The sequence below is a fragment of the Sphingobacterium sp. UBA7249 genome (genome assembly GCF_002472835.1).
GTDB lineage: Bacteria > Bacteroidota > Bacteroidia > Sphingobacteriales > Sphingobacteriaceae > Sphingobacterium > Sphingobacterium prati.
The window spans coordinates 123,842-148,729 of record NZ_DKST01000018.1; the positions used below are offsets into that span (position 1 = coordinate 123,842).

The 24,888-nt window shown below is 38.0% G+C and carries 23 protein-coding genes; 12 read left to right on the forward strand and 11 right to left on the reverse strand.

Translation table 11 applies throughout. From position 1 onward, the window contains the following. The first annotated feature begins 59 nt into the window (after positions 1–59). Together B4A24_RS14875 and B4A24_RS14880 are read left to right on the forward strand one after the other, a co-directional pair. Positions 60–2,234 (forward strand): S9 family peptidase, encoded by a 2,175-nt coding sequence (locus B4A24_RS14875; protein WP_293945917.1) that lies wholly within the window; start codon positions 60–62, stop codon positions 2,232–2,234. 24 nt (positions 2,235–2,258) lie between these two features. Continuing rightward, entirely contained in the window at positions 2,259–3,932 is a 1,674-nt protein-coding gene (locus tag B4A24_RS14880) for a M1 family metallopeptidase (protein ID WP_293945918.1), read from the forward strand. 108 nt (positions 3,933–4,040) lie between these two features. Here the strand turns inward: B4A24_RS14880 and B4A24_RS14885 are convergent, their stop codons facing one another. The 5 genes from B4A24_RS14885 to B4A24_RS14905 all read right to left on the reverse strand — a co-directional run bounded on the left by B4A24_RS14885 (position 4,041) and on the right by B4A24_RS14905 (position 9,971). After that, the gene (locus tag B4A24_RS14885) at positions 4,041–5,306 is read right to left on the reverse strand and encodes an NAD(P)/FAD-dependent oxidoreductase (protein ID WP_293945919.1); all 1,266 of its coding nucleotides are present in this window, start codon (positions 5,304–5,306) and stop codon (positions 4,041–4,043) included. A gap of 27 nt (positions 5,307–5,333) precedes the next feature. Further along, positions 5,334–6,332: a 4-hydroxyproline epimerase gene (locus B4A24_RS14890; protein WP_293945920.1), complete on the reverse strand. Its 999-nt coding sequence runs from the start codon at positions 6,330–6,332 to the stop codon at positions 5,334–5,336. Between the two features lie 6 nt (positions 6,333–6,338). Next, positions 6,339–7,808, reverse strand: a complete 1,470-nt coding sequence (locus B4A24_RS14895; RefSeq protein WP_293945921.1) for an aldehyde dehydrogenase (NADP(+)) — start codon at positions 7,806–7,808, stop codon at positions 6,339–6,341. A gap of 163 nt (positions 7,809–7,971) precedes the next feature. Next, positions 7,972–8,871 carry a dihydrodipicolinate synthase family protein gene (locus B4A24_RS14900; RefSeq protein ID WP_293945922.1) on the reverse strand — a complete coding sequence of 300 codons (900 nt, stop codon included), beginning with the start codon at positions 8,869–8,871 and terminating at the stop codon, positions 7,972–7,974. Positions 8,872–9,440: 569 nt separating this feature from the next. Beyond that, positions 9,441–9,971, reverse strand: coding sequence for an NAD(P)H-dependent oxidoreductase (locus tag B4A24_RS14905; RefSeq protein ID WP_293945923.1), 531 nt, complete (start codon positions 9,969–9,971; stop codon positions 9,441–9,443). Between the two features lie 157 nt (positions 9,972–10,128). Between B4A24_RS14905 and B4A24_RS14910 the strand changes: the two genes are divergently transcribed. Next, entirely contained in the window at positions 10,129–10,488 is a 360-nt protein-coding gene (locus B4A24_RS14910) for a winged helix-turn-helix transcriptional regulator (RefSeq protein WP_293945924.1), read from the forward strand. 233 nt (positions 10,489–10,721) lie between these two features. Here the strand turns inward: B4A24_RS14910 and B4A24_RS14915 are convergent, their stop codons facing one another. After that, positions 10,722–12,137 carry a Gfo/Idh/MocA family oxidoreductase gene (locus B4A24_RS14915; RefSeq protein WP_293945925.1) on the reverse strand — a complete coding sequence of 472 codons (1,416 nt, stop codon included), beginning with the start codon at positions 12,135–12,137 and terminating at the stop codon, positions 10,722–10,724. Between the two features lie 11 nt (positions 12,138–12,148). Continuing rightward, entirely contained in the window at positions 12,149–13,540 is a 1,392-nt protein-coding gene (locus B4A24_RS14920) for a 3-keto-disaccharide hydrolase (protein ID WP_293945926.1), read from the reverse strand. A 645-nt stretch (positions 13,541–14,185) separates the two neighbouring features. Here B4A24_RS14920 and B4A24_RS14925 point away from each other — a divergent pair. Beyond that, a complete protein-coding gene (locus B4A24_RS14925) occupies positions 14,186–14,671 on the forward strand; it encodes a hypothetical protein (RefSeq protein WP_293945927.1) in 486 nt (161 codons plus the stop codon). A gap of 33 nt (positions 14,672–14,704) precedes the next feature. On the opposite strand, the gene B4A24_RS14930 is transcribed toward B4A24_RS14925, so the two are convergent. Together B4A24_RS14930 and B4A24_RS14935 are read right to left on the reverse strand one after the other, a co-directional pair. Next, positions 14,705–15,277 carry a Crp/Fnr family transcriptional regulator gene (locus B4A24_RS14930; RefSeq protein WP_293945928.1) on the reverse strand — a complete coding sequence of 191 codons (573 nt, stop codon included), beginning with the start codon at positions 15,275–15,277 and terminating at the stop codon, positions 14,705–14,707. Positions 15,278–15,388: 111 nt separating this feature from the next. After that, positions 15,389–16,561, reverse strand: a complete 1,173-nt coding sequence (locus B4A24_RS14935) for a hypothetical protein (RefSeq protein WP_293945929.1) — start codon at positions 16,559–16,561, stop codon at positions 15,389–15,391. A 332-nt stretch (positions 16,562–16,893) separates the two neighbouring features. Here B4A24_RS14935 and B4A24_RS14940 point away from each other — a divergent pair, with 332 nt between their 5' ends. Then, positions 16,894–17,292, forward strand: coding sequence for a hypothetical protein (locus B4A24_RS14940; protein WP_293945930.1), 399 nt, complete (start codon positions 16,894–16,896; stop codon positions 17,290–17,292). 143 nt (positions 17,293–17,435) lie between these two features. Further along, positions 17,436–18,044 carry a hypothetical protein gene (locus B4A24_RS14945; protein ID WP_293945931.1) on the forward strand — a complete coding sequence of 203 codons (609 nt, stop codon included), beginning with the start codon at positions 17,436–17,438 and terminating at the stop codon, positions 18,042–18,044. 42 nt (positions 18,045–18,086) lie between these two features. On the opposite strand, the gene B4A24_RS14950 is transcribed toward B4A24_RS14945, so the two are convergent. Then, complete coding sequence (locus tag B4A24_RS14950; RefSeq protein ID WP_293945932.1) at positions 18,087–18,383, reverse strand: hypothetical protein; 297 nt, start codon at positions 18,381–18,383, stop codon at positions 18,087–18,089. 297 nt (positions 18,384–18,680) lie between these two features. Here B4A24_RS14950 and B4A24_RS14955 point away from each other — a divergent pair, with 297 nt between their 5' ends. From B4A24_RS14955 to B4A24_RS14970, 4 genes are all read left to right on the forward strand, one after another. Further along, entirely contained in the window at positions 18,681–19,703 is a 1,023-nt protein-coding gene (locus B4A24_RS14955) for an acetylxylan esterase (RefSeq protein WP_293945933.1), read from the forward strand. 296 nt (positions 19,704–19,999) lie between these two features. Further along, positions 20,000–20,380: a hypothetical protein gene (locus tag B4A24_RS14960; protein WP_293945934.1), complete on the forward strand. Its 381-nt coding sequence runs from the start codon at positions 20,000–20,002 to the stop codon at positions 20,378–20,380. A 131-nt stretch (positions 20,381–20,511) separates the two neighbouring features. Then, positions 20,512–21,045, forward strand: coding sequence for a GNAT family N-acetyltransferase (locus B4A24_RS14965; protein ID WP_293945935.1), 534 nt, complete (start codon positions 20,512–20,514; stop codon positions 21,043–21,045). A 243-nt stretch (positions 21,046–21,288) separates the two neighbouring features. Then, on the forward strand, positions 21,289–21,819 hold the full coding sequence (locus B4A24_RS14970) for an NADPH-dependent FMN reductase (RefSeq protein ID WP_293945936.1): 531 nt from the start codon (positions 21,289–21,291) through the stop codon (positions 21,817–21,819). Between the two features lie 316 nt (positions 21,820–22,135). On the opposite strand, the gene B4A24_RS14975 is transcribed toward B4A24_RS14970, so the two are convergent. Then, on the reverse strand, positions 22,136–22,369 hold the full coding sequence (locus B4A24_RS14975) for a winged helix-turn-helix transcriptional regulator (RefSeq protein WP_293945937.1): 234 nt from the start codon (positions 22,367–22,369) through the stop codon (positions 22,136–22,138). A 188-nt stretch (positions 22,370–22,557) separates the two neighbouring features. Between B4A24_RS14975 and istA the strand changes: the two genes are divergently transcribed. Both istA and istB read left to right on the forward strand, forming a co-directional pair. Further along, positions 22,558–24,135 (forward strand): IS21 family transposase, encoded by a 1,578-nt coding sequence (gene istA, locus B4A24_RS14980; protein WP_293945938.1) that lies wholly within the window; start codon positions 22,558–22,560, stop codon positions 24,133–24,135. A 43-nt stretch (positions 24,136–24,178) separates the two neighbouring features. Beyond that, on the forward strand, positions 24,179–24,888 hold a 710-nt coding region (istB, locus tag B4A24_RS14985; RefSeq protein WP_293945939.1), incomplete at its 3' end, for an IS21-like element helper ATPase IstB.

Genomic DNA, 24,888 nt, shown 5'->3' on the forward strand with positions numbered 1-24,888 from the left:
ATGATAAACCCGAAAAGTGAACTTAACTCCTTTTAGGGTCAACTCAAACAGATAAACAAATGAACAGCATTAAACAGTCGATCTTTATTATTCTAATACTGATTTTTCAGGTTCCAGGTTCCATTTTTGCGCAGCGACTTTGGACAGACCATGGTGATCAATATTATGAATTTTCTGACAAAGGAATAGAAATGGTCAATCCGAAAAATGGGAATCGATCAATCTTCCTTTCTCAACAATCGCTTATCCCTCAAGACCAAACGACCGCGTTAAAGGTTGAGAATTTTTCCATTTCCCAAAACAGGGAACTTATTTTGATCTATACCAATAGCAAAAGAGTTTGGCGCGAGAATACAAGAGGTGATTATTGGGTCTATAATAAGAAGTCCAGTCAGTTACAACAGCTAGGCAAAAAATTTCCGGCGTCACAACTGATGTTTGCGAAGTTTAACCCGCAAGCAGATAAAGTAGCCTACGTCAATAAAGCCGACCACAATATTTACGTAGAAGATCTGATCAACGGCAACATCGATGCTGTTACCAAAGATGGTACAGATCATATGATTAATGGCACTTTCGACTGGGTCTACGAAGAAGAGTTTGGTTGTAAAGATGGCTTCCGTTGGTCCCCCGACGGCTCGGCTATTGCCTACTGGAAACTTGATGCCCGCAATATCCGGAATTTTCTGATGATCAACAATACCGATAGCCTCTATTCCTACACTATTCCAGTAGAATATCCTAAAGTTGGTCAATCGCCCAGTGCCTGTTCGATATGGATCTATGAAATTGCAAATGCCAAGACTACTATGCTGAATATCCCCGGAGATCCTTACCAGCATTATATTCCCCGCATGGAATGGTGTCTTGATAGTAAGCAGGTCATTCTAGAGCAGCTCAACAGGAAACAAAATGAGAGCAAGATCTATACTGTTGCCCTCTCCGATAATAGGGCGAAAAACATACATCAAGAGCAAAGCGATTCCTGGATTGATATCAAAGCGCGATGGAACAACAACGATCCTTCCGGATGGGACTGGGTTCAAGATGGAAAGGCCTTCATCTGGGTATCCGAGAAGGACGGTTGGCGCAAAATTTACCAGATTGATCTAGCGGGTAATGAAAAACTGATCATGAAAGCGGATTATGATATGATCAATCTTGATTATTTTGATCCAAAAAATGAAACTATTTATTTTACAGCCTCTCCAAGCAATGCAACACAAAAGTATCTATATAGTGTCTCTACGAAAGGCGGAGTTCCCAAAAGACTAACGCCGGCCTCATACGAAGGGACCTGCGATTATGATATTTCAAAAGACGGAAAGCTAGCCATCTTCAGTTTTAGCAACCGTTCCACATTACAACGCAATGCGGTCATTGAATTACCAACTCACAAAGTACAGGTAGATTTTGAATTCAAACGCGAGAGAAAAGTCAGTGATGGTATTAAAGAGTTTTTTAACGTTAAAACCGCCGAAGGAGTTGAATTAGACGGCTGGATGATAAAACCGATTGATTTTGATCCAAACAAAAAGTATCCTGTCGTCTTTATGGTGTATGGCGAACCAGCATCACAAACCGTCTTAGATGATTTTAGTGCCGGTTACAACCCGCTATATAAGGGAAATATGGCACAGGACGGTTACATTTATATCTCGCTGGATAATCGTGGAACGCCAGCTCCTAAAGGTAGCTTATGGCGAAAAAGTATCTATCGCAATATCGGTCAGCTCAATATTCGCGACCAAGCACTGGGAGCACAAGAAATACTGAAATGGCCGTTTGTCGACAATTCACGTGTGGCCGTTTGGGGATGGAGCGGAGGGGGATCAAGCACGCTTAACCTACTGGGGCAATATCCGCAAATCTATAAAACGGGTATCGCCATTGCAGCTGTAGCAAATCAGTTGCTATACGACAATGTATATCAAGAACGCTACATGGGCCTTCCACAAGAAAATCTTGCAGACTTTGAAAACGGCTCCCCACTGAAATATGCAAAAAATATTAAAGGAAATCTACTATATATCCATGGAACTGGAGATGACAATGTTCATTATCAAAATGCCGAAGTTCTAATAAATGAGCTTATCAAAAATAATGTACAGTTCCAACTGATGTCCTACCCTAACCGCAGCCACTCTATCAGTGAAGGCCAAGGTACACACGAACATTTAAGAACTTTATTTACAAACTATTTAAAACTTCATTGCCCTCCAGGCGGGAAATAGATTGAATTGATAATTATTTTACAGATGAAAAGGACACTATTATATGCATTAGGCACCTACAGTATTTTGGCAGCAGGTATCCAGCAATCCACAGCCCAGCTAATGAAAGCAAAAAATGAATTCACGAGAGCGGATTCGCTTCGTGGATTTCTTACACCATTACGAACTTGTTATGACATCCAATATTATCATTTGGACGTAAAGGTCGATATAGACAATAAGTTTATATCCGGCTCTAACCTCTTTCGCTTTAAAGCGACCACTGATTTTAAGCGTTTGCAATTCGATCTTTTTGCAAATCTTAAGGTCAATAAAATAATTTACAAAGGGAAGGAAGTTCCATTTACAAGAGAATATAACGCTGTCTTTATCGACTTTCCTGTTAGCATCTCTCGAGGAACGCTGGATGAATTTACAGTATATTACGAAGGTCATCCTACTGAAGCTTTAAAAGCTCCTTGGGACGGTGGATTCGACTGGAAAAAGGACAGTAATGGAAAGCCATGGGTAGCTACAGCGTGCCAGGGCATGGGCGCTAGCGTATGGTGGCCAAACAAAGATCACCAATATGATGAAGTAGATAGCATGTTGATTTCAGTTGCTGTTCCAAACGATGTCATGAATGTCTCCAATGGACGCTTAATCAAAACAGAAAAAATGAAAGATGGTTATACCAAATTCCATTGGAAAGTTGTCAATCCGATCAACAATTATAATGTCGCCATCAATATTGGAGATTACATTCATTTTAAAGAAAAATACAAAGGTGAAAAGGGACCTTTAGATGTAGACTATTATATTTTACGAGAGAATGATAAAGCCGAAAAGAAGGCCCATATACAAAAAAATGCCAAACAGACATTGGAAGCTTTCGAACATTGGTTTGGACCATATCCTTTCTATGAAGATGGTTATAAGCTCGTTGAAACTTACCATACTGGAATGGAACACCAAAGTGCCATTGCTTATGGTAATCATTATCAAAATGGGTATCGTGGCAGGGATGCATCGGAAACAGGTTGGGGACAGAAATGGGATTTCATTATCGTCCATGAATCTGGTCATGAATGGTTTGGCAACAATATAACTTCAGCTGATTTGGCGGATATGTGGATTCATGAGAGCTTTACCAATTATTCCGAAGGTTTATTTATTGACTATTTCTATGGCAAAGAGGCCAGCCAGGCCTATGCCCATGGCATTCGAAGCGGGATCCAAAATGACGGTCCTATCCAAGGCCCCTATCATGTAAACAAAGAAGGATCTGGAGACATGTATCCAAAAGGCGGCGTTATGCTCAATATGATACGTACCATGATCAACAATGATGATAAATGGCGTAGCATTCTTCGAGGCTTGAACAGCAAATTTTACCATCAGCAGGTAGATTATAAAGATATTGTCAATTATGTAAGTCAGCAATCTGGTTTAGATCTTTTAAAAGTATTTGAACAATATGTTCAACACACTTCCATTCCTATACTGGAGATTAGACAAGATCCTTCAGGCAGAATAATGGGACGTTGGATCAGCGAAGTCAAGGGGTTCCATATGCCAATACATATTGGTATAAAAGGTCAAAAAAGAGATCTTATTGAACTAGATCAGCATTTTCGGCCGATTAAAATAAATGGTTTAAATAAAGAAAATATTGATGTAGACACATTCAATTATTATGTAGGTGTTTTATCAGAATAACTTTTCTTATAAGAATTAGACAACCTAATAAAATAACCCAAGAATGAAAATTTAAGGCTGTACCCAAAAAAAGCTATTTTTTGGATACAGCCCTTTACAAATAGGTTGTTAATGATCAAAACGATCAGGTTTAAATCCCTGAATATTCGACGCTATTTCCCTCTCGGCCAATAGGTCGCAAACAATTTTACCATAGGCGGGGCCTAAACTTAACCCCATCATTCCTCCCCCCCCAGCCACAATAGCATTATCATATTTTTTTAATCTTCCCAAATAAGGCAGTCCATCTGGTGAACATGGTCTATAGCCATACCATATTTTATCTTGAGGATAATCGACCTTTAGTTCGGGATAATATTTGGGGATGGATTCCACAATGCCTTGTACACGATTTTCATAAATCTTATCATTTGCTGGCCCCAATTCCATTGTACCACTAAATCGGATCTGACCATTCATAGGCGTCACAGCAACTCGCGCCTCAAGCAATAATGCGGCATGGTTTAATGTATTTCCCTCTTTCGGTTCATACATAAACGAATAACCTTTTCCCGGCATAAGCGGCGTATTGCAGTTCAACTTTGATGTCAACTGGGGCAAATACGCTCCACCTGTCAACACAAAAGCATCCGCCTGAAAACTTCCTTTATTGCTTATCACTTCTTTAATCCTATTTCCGAAAGTAACAAATTTATTGACTTCGGTTTCCTCGAAAAAAATTACTCCCGCTGTTTTCAAGTATTGAATCAATTGTTGCATTAACTTTGGCGGATATAACTTTCCATCACATCGATATAGTATCGCTCCCAAAACATCCAGCTTAAGATTTGGTTCTAATTCCTGAACAGCATTTCCCTCTAAGATATCTACATCCAATCCTAGGTCCTGCGCACGATGGGCAAGTTCAATTTCTTCATGCTGCATTTCTCTCGATCTGTACATCATCAGAATGCCATTTTGTCTCAACTCAAAGTCAAAACCATCTTGCGATGCAAGCTCATCATAGAGCCTGCTACTATAGAGATTTAGGTCACGTATGGCGGTCGCATGTTGATCGACATGTGCTCGATTGGCATGACTTAGAAATTTCAGTCCCCAATTGATCAATCGCGGATTTAATGAAGGCCGTACATAAAATGGACTTTTACTATTGAACATCCATTTTATTCCTTGAGCAACAATACCAGGCGCAGCCAAAGGGGTAAAATGGCTTGGTACAATCATCCCTGCATTACCATAGGAACAATTATTGTCTAATGTATTTTTCTCCAGAATTTTCACTTTCCAACCGTCTTTGACAAGGTAATAGGCAGAAGCGAGCCCCGCAATTCCTGCACCTATCACCACAACTGTACCTCTATTGTTTTCTTTCACGTTTCTATTTATTGTCTTAATAATCTTTTATATCACCTGAAAACCACCAAAATAAGGGTCTTCATCATCCAAAAAGATAGTATTATATCCCGTTATTCTTGCCCAACCTTCTACCGATGGGATAATAGCCGGTTTACCATCAATCGTTGTTTCGGCCTCGATTTTACCTGTGAATTGTGACCCAATGTAACTTTCATGCACAAATTCCATCCCTTTTTTTAGTTTTCCTTTTGCATACCATTGCGCCATGCGCGCCGAAGTACCAGTTCCACATGGAGAACGGTCCAAAGCATTGTCGCCAACTAGCACTGCATTTCGTGCGGAAGAATTCGGATGGGTAGGCTTTCCGGTCCATTGTATATGGGTCAATCCATGAATATTTATGTCTTCAGGATGAACAAAAGAATAGTTATCGTTAAGTAACTGACGAATTATTTTGCCATAATGAATCAGTTGACTTGCGGAGTAAGAGCTGATGTCTTCAAAATTATCTTGCGGATCAATAATTCCGTAAAAATTTCCACCATAAGCAACATCAACTGTAATGCGTCCTAAGTCCGGACAGTCTACTGTCAACCCCTCCGCATATAAAAAAGATTTTACATTCGTAAGCTTTACACTTTTGACTTTTGGTCCTTCTTGAATATAATCGATATGTACAAGCCCAGCTGGAGTCTCCAATCTCAGTTTTCCCGGAGTTTTCGGTCGCACCAACCCTTCTTCTATTGCGATCGTCACCGTACCGATTGTTCCATGTCCACACATTGGCAGACAACCACTGGTTTCAATATAAAGAACTCCAATATCGTTTTCAGAATCAAAAGGCGGATAAAGCATACTTCCGCTCATCATATCATGGCCTCTAGGTTCGAACATCAATCCCTTACGAATCCAGTCAAATTCATCCATAAAATGCAACCTGCGTTCCATCATTGAATTTCCTCGCAACAATGGAGCTCCACCAGCCACCAATCTCACAGGACAGCCGCAGGTATGTGAATCTATACAAAAAAAAGTCTTCTTCATTTTTGGTTACTTATCTATATTAGCCTTCGTCCATTGTTGATTGATCAAACGATCGATCTGTAACGGATTCCCGTCTTGAAGTTCTTTCGGCAAAAATTCGTTTGGCCAATTTTGGAAGCTAATCGGCCGGATGAACCTTTTTACTGCATCTGGGCCGACAGATGTGAAACGTGGATCTGTCGTCGCCGGAAATGGTCCGCCATGCTGCATCGCATACTGCACTTCTACTCCTGTCGGCATACCTTGGAAAAGAAGTCTTCCACATTTGTCCTGTGCAATCGCAAAGAGCTCAGTACATTCACGAATATCTTTCTCCGATGCCGCAAAAGTTATCGTAATCTGTCCATCAAGCTGTTGCAGTAAAGCCTTCATTTCAGCTTGATCCGTACAGGAAATAACCAGTCCGAAAGGCCCAAATACCTCTTCCAAGAGCTTAGGATTTGCCAAAACCTGAGTTGCCTCAGCTTCCACAAGCACCGCCTGAGCAAACTCGCCCGGAGTATTCTCCTGTCCCTCTTCTAATATACCTACGCCTTCATATTGAACCATTTCGCTTTTTAAGCGATTATAGCTTTCCAGTATACCAGTATGTAGCATTTTACCTGTAGAAGCAGATTTTAGTTCGTTCTTTAACGCTAGTTTGAGCCTCTCTAGCTGCTCGCCCGAGAAGCCTACCAATACACCGGGGTTAGTACAAAACTGGCCAACCCCCAAGAGCAAGGAGCCAATGTATTGCTTGGCGAAAGTTTCGAGGTTATTCGCTAAATAATCGGACAATAGAAATATCGGATTTACACTTCCCATTTCAGCAAATACCGGAATAGGGTCAGGTCTCGACTGCCCGAGATCAAACAATGCCTTTCCGCCGCGAAAAGATCCAGTAAACGCCACCGCCTTTACCAATTTATGACTAACCAATTGCTGTCCAACAGTGAAGGAATCCGCTAAAACATGATTAAAAACACCGTTAGGAGCACCGTATTTAGAAACAGCTCGTCGGATAGCGTCAGCCATCAATTGGGAGGTTTTAAGGTGGGCGGGATGAGCTTTAACGATAACCGAACATCCTGCACCAATGGCACTTGCTGTATCACCACCTGCCGTTGAGAAAGCAAAGGGAAAATTACTTGCTCCAAAGACCACAACAGGACCAAGCCCTTTATTATATTTACGTAAATCAAATTGTCCGTTTGGGTCACGGTCTATCCGCGCTTCACTATATAAACCGGTCTTTACCGCATCCGCATAACGTCGCCATTGATTGACCGTTCTCGCTTTTTCTCCATGAAGTCGTGCCAAAGGAAGTGCTGTCTCTAAATGAGCTGTTTCAATCAATATTTCATCCAATGCTTCGATTTCTGTGGCAATGGCATACATTAATTCTGCCCGTTCAATTACATCACTTTGTTGAAGAAATTGAAATCCAACTTCTGCCTGTTTCAACACGTGATCAATCTCATTTTTGTTGCTATCCATTCCTTTTGTTTTTAAAGTTAGTATATCTCTTCAAAACCAAAGAACCTTCAATAGATCTTTACACCATCCGGGATTGATTACTAAAAAAGGTCCTTTCGCATATATAAAAGTTTATAAAAAAAGGATTCCTGAGTCTTCATCTGAATAAAACTCAGGAAACTCCTTATAATTGTGGTCTAGTTGCAATTGAGTCTGCAATAATTTTTTTAACACGTTGCTCTTCCTCGCCGATCAACGGTAATCTAGGAGCACGTGTATACGGTGTTGAAATCCCTTCTGCTGTTGCAGCCAATTTAATATATTGAACCAGTTTAGGATGAATATCCAACTCCAATAATGGCATAAACCAACGGTATATTTCTACCGCTTTCTTGTATTCCCCCGCTTTCACAAGATCGTACATCGCGACCGTCTCTCTTGGAAATGCATCCACCAATCCAGCGACTAGGCCATCTGCACCCAACATCAGTGATTCTAGACCCAATGTATCTACTCCAGCTAAAATCTTTAGTCGATCACCGAAACGATTTTTCAATCGGGTAATATTGGTTAAATCACGGGTCGATTCTTTCACCGCTTGGATATTTTGTTCCAACAATAATTCTTCAAACATATCAAGCGAGACATAAGTGCTATAATCAACTGGATTATTGTAAATCAGAATGGGTAACTTGGTGCTTTGTGCAATAGAACGAAAATAAGTAACAGCCTCTCTATCATCAGCTCTATAACGCATTGGAGGCAACAACATCAAACCATCAGCACCTAATTCCTCACTGGTTTGAGCTATTCTAATCGCATCTGCAGTTGTATTTTCTGCAATATTGAGTAATATAGGAACACGTCCCTCAACAACTTTCAAAGCATATTTCAATAGCTCATACTTTTCTTCCGTAGTCAAGACGCTTGCCTCACCTAGAGAACCAGCGATAATCAGGCCGTGAACACCTCCCGCCAATTGCGCGTTGATGTTTTTACCAAACATATCAAAATCCAAATTCCCATTTTCGTCAAATGGAGATAACATTGCAGGATAAATCCCCTCCCACTTAAATTGTGCCATAGCTTAATATTTTAATATTTCTTTATCACAAATCTATTTGGAATACAAAGTCCAATCTTCTTATGAATTAATCAACACTGACCTAATATTCACCTTTTATGGAATGCCTTTAGTAAAAATGCTTAGAAAACAGATATTATAATTAATATCGGTATATCAAACCATAATAACAAAGCTTATTCCATGCTAATCGCAATAAGTATCTGATAAATTCAAAATATTTTTAAAAAAAAATTGCCAGTGTGTATAAAAGACACTATCTTTGTACTATCATAATTTAGGTTTATAATTGGTTATTAAAGGTTTTCATTCTCCCCGTTTGAAAACCTTTTTTTATTTCAACCTCTCGCAGATATTAATTTATAGAATGATAATAGTGCTTGAAAAAGAAACTCTGCTCAAATTAATTCAATTAGTGGGTATCTCCTCCATTATATACAGAATTTATGGATAGAGCATGAATCCGAGCGATTAGCTATCGACATATACTTCCTTCAATATGGATAGAAACAAATAATTTAAATCCAGTACTTTAAATTACCGAATTGTCATTTATCCGAAATAATTAATTACAGTCTTTTTAAAAAATTCAGATAAAGCGGTACACTCCGTTCGACCCATTCTTGGGAAGCATTCTGTTCGATGCCATAATATGCAAAAAGTGGCTGATAACTAGCCTGAACATAGTTGAAAGTAATTTCGAACGGGCTAGTTAATTGATCTAACTTATATTTATATTTACCTGTGGCATTATACTCTATTTCTTCAATCCCCACGGACAATGCTAATGCAATTTTCTTTCCTGCTAACTTATAACCGCTTGATTTTCCATATGCCCATCCGTAAGTTAGCACCTGATCGAGCCACTTTTTAAAAAATGGAGGGCAGTTAAACCAATAAAATGGAAATTGAAATACGATTTTATCATATTTTTCAATCAATTGTTGTTCTAGCTCAACGTCTATTTTTTCATTGGGATATCTTTCATGCAATTGATGGATTTCATAGTCATCTGGGTATTTTTTCAATTCCGCAATCCACCTTTTATTAATGATTGATTTGTCTAAATTTGGATGTATTACGATTACTAATGTTTTCATTATAGCTATTTATTAAAGAATTTGAATACTATTTGTCACACATGTAGACAGCTGTAATAATTTTATTAACGCATTCATTATGGGTTAAAAATAGCTAGAAATTCCTTATTTTGGTACGGTGATATCCCAATGTTCGCTACTATAAAAAATGTACGTGATGACAAAAATCAAAGAAAGTTCAAGCAATTTTAACAATAAAAAAATGTTGATTGATGAGTGTCCTGAAGTGTTTGCAGCTCATATTATTGGCGGCCAATGGTCTCTAGCTATTTGTTGCTACTTAATCAATGGAAGCCTTCGATATAATGAAATCAAAAAGTGTCTTCCTAATATTACCGAACGCATGTTGACATTACAATTGCGAAAATTAGAGGAAAGTGGTATTGTGAAGCGTACCGTATATGCAGAAGTACCACTACGTGTAACTTATGGATTGACAGTTATTGGCCGTGAATTGTCTCCTATCATTCACGAGCTTGGAAAATGGGGAACAAAATTAAAAGCTATTTTAAAATAAATTTTCATAGTGCCAAGAACACACTTATATTTCCAGTATCATAATTTAGGCTTATAATGGTTATTGAAAGTTTTCATTCTCCCCGTTTGAAAACCTTTTTTTGTTTTATCTGAACAGCTATCTTAATTCCTTGAGCACATAAGTGTTTACTTCGAAAAAAGTCTGATAAATAAAAAGCGAGGAATAAGTCTAATTACCCCCGCTTTTATTTTATAAAGACCAATAACGTCTGTTTACATTTTATAATATTGTTCCCATCCCCTTAAAGGAGGAGGTCCTGCCAAAAGCGCATTGGCAAATTTATCATTGGTGATTTCCTTTTTTTCAGGATTAAAGATTACTTTTGTGTTCAACCGCTGCGCAATGACCCCCAAACAAAATACTTGACTTAAAGGTCCTGCGATCTCAAAAGCTGATCTTGTTTTTTCCTCCCCTTTACATGCTCTCAGAAAGTTAGCAAAATGATTAGATGGCGATTTTGGTATCTCTGGAAGGCGTGATTCCATTTCCTTTGCTTTAGCTTCGGGAATGATCTGCAAAACACTTGCATGGGAACCTCCTTTAAAAGTCAGTTCCTTTCCATAAATAATCTTGCCGGGGTTTAATTTTGCTGGTTCCAATTTGCCTGTACTAGGAGCCGGGATATTCGGATCTAATCCCGAAACTCCGTACCCCTCTGGGATAGGCGGCAAATTATTTAGCCCATCATACCAATTAATGTCAACTGCAGGCATTTTTTTTCGCTTTGGAAAATGGAATTTCAATGTTGAAGACATAGGAAAAAAATAAGAATTATGTCCCTCAAGCTTGACAGCGCTGACCTCTGTTGGTAGTCCAAGATCCAAAAATTCATGTGCTGTGTCTAATATGTGAGCGCCCCAATCACCAAGAGCTCCCATCCCAAAATCATACCAACAACGCCATTGCCCATTCACAAAATCCTTATTATAATTATGACCTAGGGTCTGCATTTGCCACAGTTCCCAGTCCAAAGTTTCTGGTGTTATTTCGGCAGTAGGAAATCCTTTCATATTCACATCCCATCCATGCCATCTACGTGGCATATTCATATGTGCGTCAATACGAGTAATATCTTTAATTATCCCAGCTTCCTTCCAAGCTTTAAATTGAAAATAATTTGCTTCGGAATGTCCTTGGTTTCCCATTTGTGTCACAAGTTTTGTATTCTTCCTAGCCTTATTGGTCATTAATTCAACTTCGAGAAATGTCCTTGCCATTGGTTTTTCCACATAAACATGTTTGCCAAGATCTAATGCCAACATCGTAATGGCAAAATGGGAAAAATCAGGTGTCCCGATACTAACCGCATCAATCTGACTCCCCATCTTATCAAACATAACTCTAAAATCTTTAAACTTAGGTGCATCAGGAAACATCGCTAAAATTTCATGCGTGTGCTTTGCGCCTAGATCGACATCGCATAACGCAACAATATTACAAAGCCCTGTTTTATAAAGTTCCTTTATAATCTCCGCAGCCCTGTTCCCTAAACCTACACAGGCCAAATTAACCCGCTCATTTGCCGCTGCCAAGTTGATTTTACCAAAGGTGCTATTCGATAGCATCACAGCACCCGCTGCAATAACAGATTGTTTAACAAAGCTTCGGCGTGATAAATAATGATTCATATATTCTAAGCTTAGTTTGATGTATTAATCTTTATACTGCGAAATGAAACCCTATCCCCATGATCCTGTAATAGAATAAACCCCTCTTTTGCTTCACCAAAATTATCCCAGTCCTTATACTTACTGATAGCGACCAGTTCCTTAAACTCTTTTGATCCTCTTTCGTAACTCAGCATCTTAACCCCATTCAGATAGTGTTCAACCCTATTATCAGCTGTCACCACAACTCTTCCTCTATTCCATTCACCGATCGGTCTCCGAGCTCGTTTATCGTTATTCGATGTAATGAGATCATAAAGAGAAGCTAAAGTACGATTTCCAGCCCGACCCAATTTTGCATCAGGATGTAAGACATCATCAAGCACCTGGTATTCAAGACCAATAGCTGATCCTTTAGACTTTTCTTTTAATGTTACAAAATACTTGACACCACTATTAGCCCCAGGACTAAGTTTAAATTCAAAAGAAAGATCAAATACTGAATATTTATTCTTTGTTACAATATCACCACCGTTGGTTGACTCTCCCCCGTCGGATTTCAAAACGGTCAATTGACCATCCTTAACTTCCCAGCCGCGATCAGGAAATTTATCTCCATGAATGCTGCGCCATCCGTTATTTGTTTTACCATCAAATAATAGCTTAACACCATTCTTCCTTTCTGCATCAATTAATTCATTTGGTTTTAAGTTGACGATATAGACATCTTTCGGAAAACCTTTCGACTTTAGATCTGTAGTCTTTATTTTAACATTTTTGAAATATACCTTCTTTCCATCTAGTTCTGAAGGGATGCTATGTACTTGTAGTCCGATAAATCCAGTCCGATCAATCGTGTCCACTACATAAGAAACAGGTACATCGTTGATCCAGGTACGCAACTCATCCCCAATTGCCTCAATTCTAACGTGATTATATTCTTCAGTTTTATACGCTTTTTTTGCATTTTCATTAAGATCCAAGGGATAAATCCAGCCACGACGTGCTTCATCATAAATACCCCCTGTCCAGGCTCGGGAAGAAGGGTCTATTTCGACTTGCCTTCCATAAACCCTGCCACGACCATCATTGGTATTGGGGTCAAGATGACTTCGGGTCTGAATTCCTGAATTTGTTTGACTACCTTCGAGCTTAACATCTAATTCCAATATGAAATCGCTATATTCTTTTTCTGTAATCAAAAATGAATTAGGTGTCCCTTTGGTCATTCGGCCCACGATTGCATCTCCCTCAATAGAATAGGGAGCCTTTCCACCTACAGATTTCCAGCCATTCAGCGTTTTCCCATCAAAAAGGTTTATCCAACCTATTTCTGTACTCTTATTTATCTGCGCATGCGATAATAATGTATTTCCAATCATCGCTGCCATCAAAACAGATCTAAATAATGTGTTTCTTTTCATTGTGATAGTTATTTCTTGAGCTCATATGCCCGGTTTATTTGTTTGAATATTGGTTTATTACTCGTATGATTTGTACTACCTTTTCCAAGATGTTAAAAGTATGTAAACAGATCAATTCCTTCCGATTTAGGCCATCAGGATATTATCTTCCTGTATAGTCCCCTAATGGTTATTTATCCAATTTGCTTAGTAAAACAATATATAAATTAATATAGCTCAAATGAATATAATTTCACGATTTATTTACGAAAACGTTTGAAACACCACAAAGTTGATATGTAAAATAGTAGCGTACAAAACTGCAATCTTTATACAGATATCATATTGAGATTAATTACCCCCTTTTTCCTGTTATGAAATTTTTTAAGATTTTTATTTTTCGATATTTAGCGAAAAAAGCGCAGCAATACAAGAACATATCTCATTACAAAACATAAAATAAAAAACAATCAGTAAAAAATTTGGAGAACACGAAAATTATACACAACTTTAAAGCACAATCATATATTCCAAATCAGCTACACAGTAGACAAAGGAAATTTTTTTATTTTAAAAAGACGTTTTTATCTTTTTCCATCGTATCGATAAAATTTTAAATTAGTTTTTTTGCAGAAAAACTTTACTTAACATATAGGCAGTAGCAATATGACAACCAACGCCATAAAGGTATATACAGTAGTTTCAAAGGAAATTAAGGAAGATCCAGATGTATTCACGAATCTAGAAGGTGTTTTTTCTACTTATGAAAAAGCGCAGGAATATATTGACCATTTTTTTGGCAACGCAAAATATGGCCATCGTTCTATAGTAATTACTTTTTTGGATCCTTTCCAAGATGAAATCCAGAATAATGACGCTTATTATAGTATTTCTTCTCAGTTGATAGACAATAAATTGGAAGTAGAAATTTGCAAAACCTCATTTGCCGTAGTTCTTTCCGAGGTCGGAAAACTACGTATAGATGAAGCTACTCCAGAAAAACCCCTGGAGATCGCCCTACATTGCTTTGCTAAATCTGAAGAAAAAGCGATTGAGAAATTTAATAATTTGGTCAGCAATTATACGAAAGAACACAATCTAGATTTTCAAACTATGCCTTATAGAATAACAGATTCCGATCAATGTTATTAGTTTTTAATTATTCTTTGGAGCATATAGCATATTTTAAGAGCCTATTTTTTTTCGAATTTCACTCAAATATTCAGGAGTAAAACCCAAATAAGATGCAATAAGATATTGCGGTACACGCTGCACAAATTCAGGATACTTACCTAACATATCACGATAAAACTCTTCTTTAGATAACGAAAAAAGATATTTAATACGTAGTTGTGCTGAGGCATAAGCTCTCTGATATACAAAACGAAAATAGCGTTCCATTATCGGAAATTCTACTATCAGCTTGTCTTGGCTTTCTTGACTTATATACAATACCTCAGATTTTTCAACAGCCTGGATATAAAAGGAGCTTACAAGTTTATGTTCATAGGCCATATTATCTGTAAGCCACCAATTTTCTATAGCAAATTCTGTTGTTTGTTCTACACCTTTCTCACTCACAAAAAACTTACGCAATATTCCCTTCAACACAAAATAATGATACCGACAGACTTGCCCTTCTTCCAACAAATTCTCCTTTTTAACTATTGAGGTTACGTTAAAGTACCTTGTTATTCTTTCAAATATAACATCATCAATTTGGATAAATTTCTCTAAATGTGCTCTAAATCTTTCCAAGGTCTTGCTTTTTATTTTGTATAACTGGAATTTTGCTACTTAGTGCAAAGTACGATAAATAGTTAGGTCTCACAAAATGGAAGTTCTTTTACCAAAAGGAGTCTATGCCGTTTAGATTTTAATAGATGCATCCCAACCCGTACGGGGATAATTCTCCTGATTGTTTAAGAAGTGTTTGACATGATGCCCCCTAAGCCCTTTTCCAGTTCGTAAAATTTCATTAAGCTGCTCCTGATCCATGTTTTGTAGCAACATTTCCGCAACAAAGGGTTGTAGTTTCAAGTCATCTGCCACACGTTTGATAGGATATTGTACAAAGAACATATTGATTGCATAATTCTTTGATATTTTGACAAGCCAGTTATCCATGCCACCCCTCTTTAGTTGATCGAAGATTGTCGGACAATCCAATGTTGTTCCGTTACGTAAGATAATGCATTTGGTTTCGGCTGTTGTATATACTGCAACAATATCAATAAATCGAAGCTGCTGCAGATTAATATATTGGACAAATTCTCCTCGTTTAACTAACAAATCAGCCAACAGATAGATATCGATGTTATGGATATCTATTCCAAAGAATTGCTCTTTCCTTTTTTCGCTGCTTTCTTTTAAACTCCAGGATTCGTTTAGCGAAGTCTGCGATCTCTGTTCGGTTTGTTCAACGATAGGTATTTTTTTTATCAAAGGTTTACGCCTTTTTACCATTGATTCTAGTATTGGTAATTCTTTCTCTAAACTTATATTATGCACTACCCGCATGAGCGGTCTGTTATAAATTACTGCAAGGTTTTGCCGCCGTCCGATAGAATAGTAAAGTAGTGACCAGTTTTCACGCATATAGACCATGAGACTGTATGATACAAAAATTGTTGCATAACGTATTCCATAAATTTGCATATGAAGTTCGAAAAGCATCGATCGTTCTGCCGAAGACTGACTATACATAAAAATAACAGCAACGTACAATAATAGAAATGGAAAAACGGACACCAATAAGAGCGAAAAAAAAGCGATAAAATGCAAGAAAATATCTAGACCAGGTATATATTTTGCTTGCTCACCCAATCGCTCACGCATATATGGAACACTCCAATATGTGGGCAGATTAAGCACCAGCGACACCATTGTTGCCCCAATCCAAAAAACACAGACCATAATGACAACCAAAATCCAATATTTATACTGATCTGACCGTTCCAAAAAACCTTGAAACGATATTGTCTTCAAATTAAAAACAATAGACAGCATCAGCGAGCTCAAAAAATAAACAATAGATTTCATGACATTTCTCTGAAATAATACCTGATTAGGACAATAACTTTAATGCAATTACTTACAAAACTATACCAATATAATAAATAATATCGAAATTATAAAACACCAACCCAATAAACGATAAGATTTACAAAATAATTAACAAAAACATAACATTATTCAGAGCTGAAATTTAAGAGAAGCAGTGGATATTTGTTATTTCAGATCATCTCTTGGCATCTTAGGGGAGTATAAAAGGCAATAACCTACATCTCACTGCCGTGTTATCATATTTTTTAGCAAAAAATAGATAGTTTATAATCAAATATTGAGATATTGTAATATAATAAATTTAAATAATGAAACAACAATTCAACAACCATGGCGTAGCCAAAGTACAATTTCGCATCTTGGCCTTGCCGGAGAATTTATTGGCGATCGAAACAACTGCTATTCGCAAAAATTTTCTATCCTGGATGGAGAAAAATTTCGCACTTACCACTAGGCAAAAATTTCAATTGATGACCATGCCTGACGATCTGCAGGAAACATTGAGTCAAGCTATCGCAAATAGTTATGAACTTGGACAGCCCGTTCAGTTTTTCAAAGAAACAACTTCTAAGGACGATCAGCCCGATTTGAAGGATATTATAATCAATGGTGCCGAAACGATGGCTGACATGGATAGCAGCAATAGTAGAAAATCAGCTTTTGTGGGACAACTGGCAATCAATATTCGCTATAAAGTAAGCATATAATTTACCGAACAATACTATCGTCCAAAGTGGACTAATCTAGCAAGTGCCTTTAACATCAATATCCCGTTTACGTCCAATCCTTCGGATAGAAAATAAACGGGATATTGCATCAAGAATTTTCCGGGCCACCAACTTTTGACAATATGAATAGATTGTACAAGATAATTATCAAGCGATTTAATATGCTATTTATATCGCCAAAGAAATTATATACCTCTGGTCACTTAGATCAACAGTTTAATAGGAATAAACAATATCATATGCATCGCACCAATATCGCCCAAAGTCTTGCACGGTTTTCAAGTAGACAAATTATAATAGATCAACCAGCATGTCCCATCTACAATAAAGGATGTGACAATTTAAATGAGCGAGTGCCTCTATCCTTAAAAACGATCTATACAGTTTGCCTTTGGCAACCTTACTTTTGGCTCAAAGATACATACACAACATTGATCCAAAACAACGAACAACTCAATCTGCTTAATGACAATCACCTGTATAGCGCAGCAGCAAAAGCAGATATTCTCCTGTTTAGCAGTGGCGGAAATTATTCAGTCAATGGAATTCTGGAACGGATCGACCTCAGCAACAAATATGTGGTTATCATCTCTACTTATAGTGAGCAAGAAATACGCTCCCATATCAAATACCGTATCGATTATTATCAAAATGCATACTTGGTCGATTCACAACTAGCGTTTGACCAATTTATAGCCAATATACTTGACCTGGCAACCAAACAGGGGTAACAACAAAGTTTCTAATAAATAGAGCAACCAAGCCGCATCTTACTAGATCTGCCATTGCAGACGGATCCAGTTTAAGACAAAAAGCAGTATAAAAGTACCAAGAATATATACTTCTATTTTATTTACCTTAGCCGTCCCAAATTTCCATACGCAGATCCGATCGATAATAAGCAATAACAGAATTGGAATCAGTCCAAAAATCCCGATGTATATAGCCATCAATTTATCCGGCGCAGAATGTCCAGTGCCTAATATTGCAACAGTGGTCACTACGCCAATAAATCCTAATATTCCTAGGATTAAGAAAAAAGTCCCTTTTATTTTTAAGAATTTTATCATTATTGTTTTTTATCGCCAGTTTTTCTTATGTAATATTGAAAGTATTGGTTGATCTCCTTGTTTTCCAATTTACATATCTCAATGCGTTAAAATTAAAAACAAGCCCCCGAAAGTCGGGGGCGAGTGGCTCAAAGCCGGTTCATTTTTCTAGTTCGCTAGGGAATGTTCCGAACCTCGCAGCCAAGGATAATAGCTAAGTTAGTTAATTTAAATCATAGTATTAGATCCCTTCCTGAAAAATATCTATATTTAAAAACTAGAAACGTGACAGTTCTCCTACTTTATTTACGCAAAAAAATGAATTTTAGAGTTTTAACATTATTCTTATTTGTCCATTATTTATGTCCCGCTCAACAAAAGAAAGTCATCAATGATGAAGTAACAACCTATAGCCTACAAACAAAAAAGGATACCATTGATTTTATTATTGTCGACAAAGTCGTGAACGAAAAGAAACCGATATTTCTGTGGTGTCAGGGCTCCTTGCCAGTTCCTCTCTATATCAATTTTGAAAATTATGGACTATGGTTGCATGGAGGGGGAATCGCAAACTTCGATTATGAGAAAATTAGAAAACATTACCATCTTGTCGTAATATCTATGCCCAAAACCCCTTTGATTGTCAATGACTCCATGCTGAATGACGAAAAATGGTATTATGGAGACTCACCTAATAAAAATATTCCCAGTATTACTTTTCAGATGGCGAATTATTACCGGAATTATATAACAAGGGCAATCAAAGTTCTTAAATTTTTGAAACAGCAAAAATGGGTAGATAATTCGAAGCTTGTAGTAGCTGGTCACTCCCAAGGCTCCAAAATAGCTACCGGTATCGCTGCGAATTATAAAAATGTAACTAAACTAGGTCTTTTTGCTTCAAACCCGCTTGGTCGAATAGACCAAAGTATAAGGAAACTTAGAAAAGAAGCAGAACAAGGGAGAATATCTTGGGAATTAGCAGATAAACAGATGGAAAAACAGTATGAATACTTTAAGACAGCAATCGATCCCGAAAAAATGGCAAAGGACCCAAGCCTGCTGGCTTGGAGTACCTTTTCAGACCCGATGATAGAAGACTGGTTGATGTTTAACAAACCCATCTATCTCGCCTATGGCACAAACGACATAGCAAGCGATTTTTGTGACCTGATACCATTATACTTTATTAGGCAAAGAAAGAACAACCTCACCTATAAAAGGTACTTTAATCTTGAACATAATTTTTTTGAACTAAATGATCAGAATGAAATTGATCATACCAAACCGCATTGGAAAGAAGTCATGGATAGTTTTCTCCAATGGACGTTATTACCTTAAAACATAATAATTTGACTGATTGCCGGTTACTATGGAAACCTATTCGTGTAATTTTCAAAATAATCTAACCATCTAGATCTGTTAATTTTAGCAAATCACACTCAAACACTGCTATAGGTTATCAAAAGCTGCTAACAAATAATAAGGCTTAAAATAAATACAAAGTAAGCGACTCGGAAAGGGAAGAAAACAGATTAATGTAAATATTAATTTTTATTATTAAATAAATTTAACGATATTTAATTAACACTGTTTATTCTCGAATATTTTTGTAGATTTCCCTCGAATTAACCCGTATGAATAGTATAAAGGCCACTGTAACGCATTTTCGCTATAAAAAGCATCCCGGAGATTTATTTAGGGATACCTCCGTTCAATTACTACCACACCCCTATAAAAATCAGTTAGAGTTTTGGGTCTGGTTTCATCCCTCCTACCACCGTAGTGAAGACATTGCCGATCTAAACGAATTGTATAAACAACTCCATGATTTTTCCTGCCATGATGAAGCCAGAAAAACAAATCCGGAATTATGCTATAATGGGGTTTCCAAGGAGCGAATTACCGAAGAAATTAAACATCTTGAGTATAAGATATATCAGGACTGTTTCGAGAACTTCTATCTGTTGATGATTGATGGACATATCGAATTAATAGAGAACTATCAACACGACTGAAATAAGACGGTATTATCTTAATTATTATTTTAGCTCACTTTGTTTAAATAACCAGAAAATAATATTTAATTTTGCTCTAAATACAAAATTTCCTTATCCTATTTTTGCAACCTTTTTATAGCACAATTGGCATGAATGACTTTCCAAGATTAGAAACCGAAAGACTTATTCTCGACAAAATAACAGTGGAAGATATTCCACAAATTGTATTGTATCTTCAAGATAAAGTATTTTCTGATTATACATCGAATATTCCGTACCCTTATCGGAAGGAGGATGCTGAGATTTGGCTAAAACTATCAACCGAAAGCTTTAAAAACCGCAAGGGGTTCACCTTTGCAATTCGAGAAAAAAACGGGAAATTGCTCGGTGCCATCGGACTTCACGACGAAGGCTCCGATAAAGCCGAATTAGGTTATTGGATAGGCATTCCATATTGGAATAATGGCTATGTCACTGAAGCCGCGAAAGCTGTTATTAATTATGGATTCAGGGAACTCAGTTTCAACAAGATATTTGCAACCTATTTTCCCCATAACCCAGCTTCTGGAAAAGTTCTGAGCAAAATAGGGATGCAAAAAGAGGCTATACTAAAACAGCACCTAAAGAAAGATGGCAAATATTATGATATCCCAATGTATTCTATTTTTAAAGATGATAGATAATATTTAATCACAGAAAAACAGAGTAATTTTAAAAATATCGCCGATATTCAGTTTATTTTTGTTACCGTCAAATAATAAGTTATTTCAAAAGATAAAATACTGATTGAAGCGCTGTTCATTTTTTTTATGGATATCTACAATAACTGTATAGACGAATATTGCACTACAAACGAATAATGAAATGGTGGATTATTTGTCGAAAAATTAGGTAAATTTAGATGTAGATACCACAGAATAGACAATATGAAAATATTTGCATTTGCCGGAAGCAATTCTTCCACCTCGATCAATAAACAATTAGTCAAGTTTGTTCTAAAAAGTTTTGATGATCATGAAATCAACTTGATTGATCTAACCGATTACAATATGCCTATTTTTTCTGTCGATTTGGAAAAAAATGGTTTTCCAAACGCAGCTCATCATTTTCTCGATAATATTGCCGAAAGCGATATTATTATTTGTTCATTAGCCGAGAATAACCGTTCTTACAGCGTTGCCTTTAAAAACGTTTTTGACTGGGCGTCCCGAATAAATATTAAGGTATTTCAGGACAAACCGATGTTATTAATGACTACCTCCCCCGGCGGCTATGGCGGTGGAAACGTGATGGCCGAGGCGCAAAAATTCTTTCCTCAATTTGGCGCTATCATTAAGGAAACCTTTTCATTACCAAAATTCTATGAAAATTTTGATTTGAACAATGGTGTCATTGATCCGGAGCTACTAACTGTTCTTAACGAAAAAATAGACAACTTCAAAAAACAACTCGCATAACGATATTTCTATTACATGTTCAGATTGTTTTATAAGATCATTTCCTTTCTATATCTATAGGCTTTTTTTTGTTAGTGCACAAACAAAAAATACTGGTCTTTTTCCTACGGTAGATTCTTTGCGCTACACGGGCCAATATTATTGCATCCTATCTCCCAAAAATGAGATTTAAACTATATGGTCGCCCAACTGTGAAAGTAATCGGAAAACTGGGAATAGAAGTCCTGGAAAATGGCAATCAATCACCTTATTTTGCCTAGCAACAACTGATGGCAAAAAGAAGTTAGATACAGATAATTTCAAATGAATCTGCTTATCAAAGGGCAATTTCTTCCGCATAATATTCCTCATTCCATTTCGCAAGCTGACACATAATCGGAATAAGTGCCTTCCCTTTCTCGGTCAGAGTATATTCTACACGAGGAGGTAATTCTTTAAATACTTCTCTTAAAATAATGCCATCTTCCTCTAATTCTTTTAATGAGGACGTTAGTACTTTTCTTGAAATATTTTCAATCAATGGATATACTTGAACAAGCTGACCCCTCAAAATTGAATTAGATTTAGGGATGCGTATTGCGTTTAAAGCTGTTATTCAACTGCCATACTGGCTCATGTTGACCCCCTAAATGTGTTTTTCAATTCATTGCGCTGGAGCATGCTGACCCCTTAGCAAGTAGTTTTTGTTACTTAGTGATCAAACAATTCGGATCACTGATGGCTGGAAAACCAAAACGAATGAGTCAGATAAAGCAATTAATCAGATTGTACCAGAGCGGTAGCGGAATAAAAACAATCGCCCGCATCCTTGGTATGAGCAAGAATACGGTGAAGTCCTATCTTAAAAAGATGGCCGACGGCGGTTTCAATACGGAAGAACTTCTTAAACAGGAGGATCCCCTGTTGGAAAAGTCGTTCCACGCAGGGAATCCTGCTTACAAGGCAGACAAGTTTGAATACCTAAAAAGCCGTCTTGACTATTATGAAAAAGAACTTAAGCGTACCGGAGTCACTAAGCTGCTGCTCTGGCAGGAATATATAGAAAGTGATCCCACCGGTTATAGCTATCCACAGTTCAACTATCATTTAAGGCAACAGCTTGTCTCGCGCAAGGGCAGCATGGTGATTGAACATACCGCCGGTGATAAACTATATATTGACTTTTCCGGAAAAAAGCTCCATTATATTGACAGGTCCACCGGGGAGCTGGTCGCCTGTGAGGTATTTGTGGCCTGCCTGCCCTTTTCAGACTATGCGTTTGCCATCGCAGTACCATCTCAGCAGACCCCTGACTTTTTTTATGCACTGAGCAGCTGCCTGGAGTCCCTTGGCGGTGTTCCAAAGGCCATTGTCCCCGACAATCTGAAAGCAGCGGTCATCAAGGCCGATAAATATGAGCCGGTCCTGAACCAGTCCATGGAAGACTTTGCCAATCACTACGGCACAGCTGTGGTTCCGGCGCGTGCAGGCCGCCCAAAAGACAAGTCATTGGTAGAAAATCAGGTAAAAATGATCTATACTCGTGTTTTTGCACCACTGAGAAACAGGCAGTTCTTTGATATCCATACGCTCAATGAAGCTATAAAGGTCTGTATGTTAAAGCACAACCAGACTAGGATGCAGCAAAAGCCATACTGCCGGGAAGAGCGGTTCTTAAGTTCCGAAAAATCAACATTGGGCGAACTTCCCAAAGAACGCTTCGAGCTGAAGAGCTATGCTGAACTCAAAGTTGGGGATAACGGACATATCTATCTGCAGCGCAATAAACACTATTACAGCGTACCCTTCGCTTATATCGGAACAAAGGTAAAGATCATTTACACACGCAATATGCTCTGGATCTATTGTCGGGGCAAACAGATTGCCTCGCACATACGCAGTTACAGGGAAAATGCGTACACCACTGTCGCGACACATTTAAAGTCCGAACATCAGGCGTATAAGAACCGCTCGCATGAAACATACCTGACAAGGGCAAAAGCACACTCTGCGGAGTTCGCCAAACTTCTGGAGATACTCTTTGAGCGAGCGCATTATCCCGAGCAGTTATTCCGTACCTGTGACGGACTGTTCAGGCTAAAACGGGACTTCCCGGCAGAAGAGTTTGATAAAGCATGTAGTTACGTACTAAAAAACAAGCTATATACCTACTACTACTTTAGGAATGTACTTGAAAACGGAACAGCAAACAATCAGGAAGAAACTTCCGTAAAAAGCTCCCTGCCGGAGCATGCCAATATCAGGGGGAGAGCATACTATGCAGGCAGCCAGCCGACACTTTTTGATCAGCCAAACGATGGACTGACAATACAATGATGGGCAGGAATAAACAGAATAAAATAAACAATAATAAAATAAGATGAATATTGAAACACAGATGAGAGCGTTGCGCTTACATGGTATGGAGCGTAACTGGAAAGCATTGAATGAAACCCGCCGCAGTACAGAACTCACCCTTTCCGAAGGACTGTCCCTATTGCTGCAGGCAGAATCAGATGAACGGGATGAAAAAAGGTTTGAGCGTCTTAAACAGAATGCCGGGTTCCGCTATCAGGCTTCGATAGAAGAGATAAACATGGTCGCTACCAGAGGTTTGGACAAAGGATTGATCACTACGCTGGCTACTGGCGAGTACATCAAAAAAGGAGATCCGATACTCATCAGCGGTGCTACGGGCTGTGGGAAGAGCTTCCTCTCTTCAGCATTGGGCCATCATGCCTGTGCCCAGGGGTATAAAGTCCTGTACTTTAACCTGCAAAAACTACTTCTAAAGACTAAAATGGCCCGCCTGGAAGGTACACTGCACAAGCTGATGGACAGGATATCAAAAACAGACCTGCTTATTGTCGATGACTTCGGCCTGGTAAATCTGGACCAGCAGCAAAGGCTGGATCTGATGGAAATAATTGAAGATAGACACGCTAAGGCCTCCACAATAATTGCCAGTCAGCTACCTGTGGCCAGTTGGTATGATGTAATCGGTGAAGATACAATTGCAGACGCAATACTCGATAGACTGATCCATGGATCTTACAGAATCGAACTTAAAGGTTATGACCACAATATGGT

Coding starts and splice junctions, on each gene's coding strand:
- B4A24_RS14875 (WP_293945917.1), top strand. CDS start 60: ATGAACAGCATTAAACAGTCGATCTTTATTATTCTAATACTGATTTTT.
- B4A24_RS14880 (WP_293945918.1), top strand. CDS start 2,259: ATGAAAAGGACACTATTATATGCATTAGGCACCTACAGTATTTTGGCA.
- B4A24_RS14890 (WP_293945920.1), bottom strand. CDS start 6,332: ATGAAGAAGACTTTTTTTTGTATAGATTCACATACCTGCGGCTGTCCT.
- B4A24_RS14895 (WP_293945921.1), bottom strand. CDS start 7,808: ATGGATAGCAACAAAAATGAGATTGATCACGTGTTGAAACAGGCAGAA.
- B4A24_RS14900 (WP_293945922.1), bottom strand. CDS start 8,871: ATGGCACAATTTAAGTGGGAGGGGATTTATCCTGCAATGTTATCTCCA.
- B4A24_RS14905 (WP_293945923.1), bottom strand. CDS start 9,971: ATGAAAACATTAGTAATCGTAATACATCCAAATTTAGACAAATCAATC.
- B4A24_RS14910 (WP_293945924.1), top strand. CDS start 10,129: ATGACAAAAATCAAAGAAAGTTCAAGCAATTTTAACAATAAAAAAATG.
- B4A24_RS14915 (WP_293945925.1), bottom strand. CDS start 12,137: ATGAATCATTATTTATCACGCCGAAGCTTTGTTAAACAATCTGTTATT.
- B4A24_RS14920 (WP_293945926.1), bottom strand. CDS start 13,540: ATGAAAAGAAACACATTATTTAGATCTGTTTTGATGGCAGCGATGATT.
- B4A24_RS14925 (WP_293945927.1), top strand. CDS start 14,186: ATGACAACCAACGCCATAAAGGTATATACAGTAGTTTCAAAGGAAATT.
- B4A24_RS14935 (WP_293945929.1), bottom strand. CDS start 16,561: ATGAAATCTATTGTTTATTTTTTGAGCTCGCTGATGCTGTCTATTGTT.
- B4A24_RS14940 (WP_293945930.1), top strand. CDS start 16,894: ATGAAACAACAATTCAACAACCATGGCGTAGCCAAAGTACAATTTCGC.
- B4A24_RS14945 (WP_293945931.1), top strand. CDS start 17,436: ATGAATAGATTGTACAAGATAATTATCAAGCGATTTAATATGCTATTT.
- B4A24_RS14950 (WP_293945932.1), bottom strand. CDS start 18,383: ATGATAAAATTCTTAAAAATAAAAGGGACTTTTTTCTTAATCCTAGGA.
- B4A24_RS14955 (WP_293945933.1), top strand. CDS start 18,681: ATGAATTTTAGAGTTTTAACATTATTCTTATTTGTCCATTATTTATGT.
- B4A24_RS14960 (WP_293945934.1), top strand. CDS start 20,000: ATGAATAGTATAAAGGCCACTGTAACGCATTTTCGCTATAAAAAGCAT.
- B4A24_RS14965 (WP_293945935.1), top strand. CDS start 20,512: ATGAATGACTTTCCAAGATTAGAAACCGAAAGACTTATTCTCGACAAA.
- B4A24_RS14970 (WP_293945936.1), top strand. CDS start 21,289: ATGAAAATATTTGCATTTGCCGGAAGCAATTCTTCCACCTCGATCAAT.
- istA (WP_293945938.1), top strand. CDS start 22,558: ATGAGTCAGATAAAGCAATTAATCAGATTGTACCAGAGCGGTAGCGGA.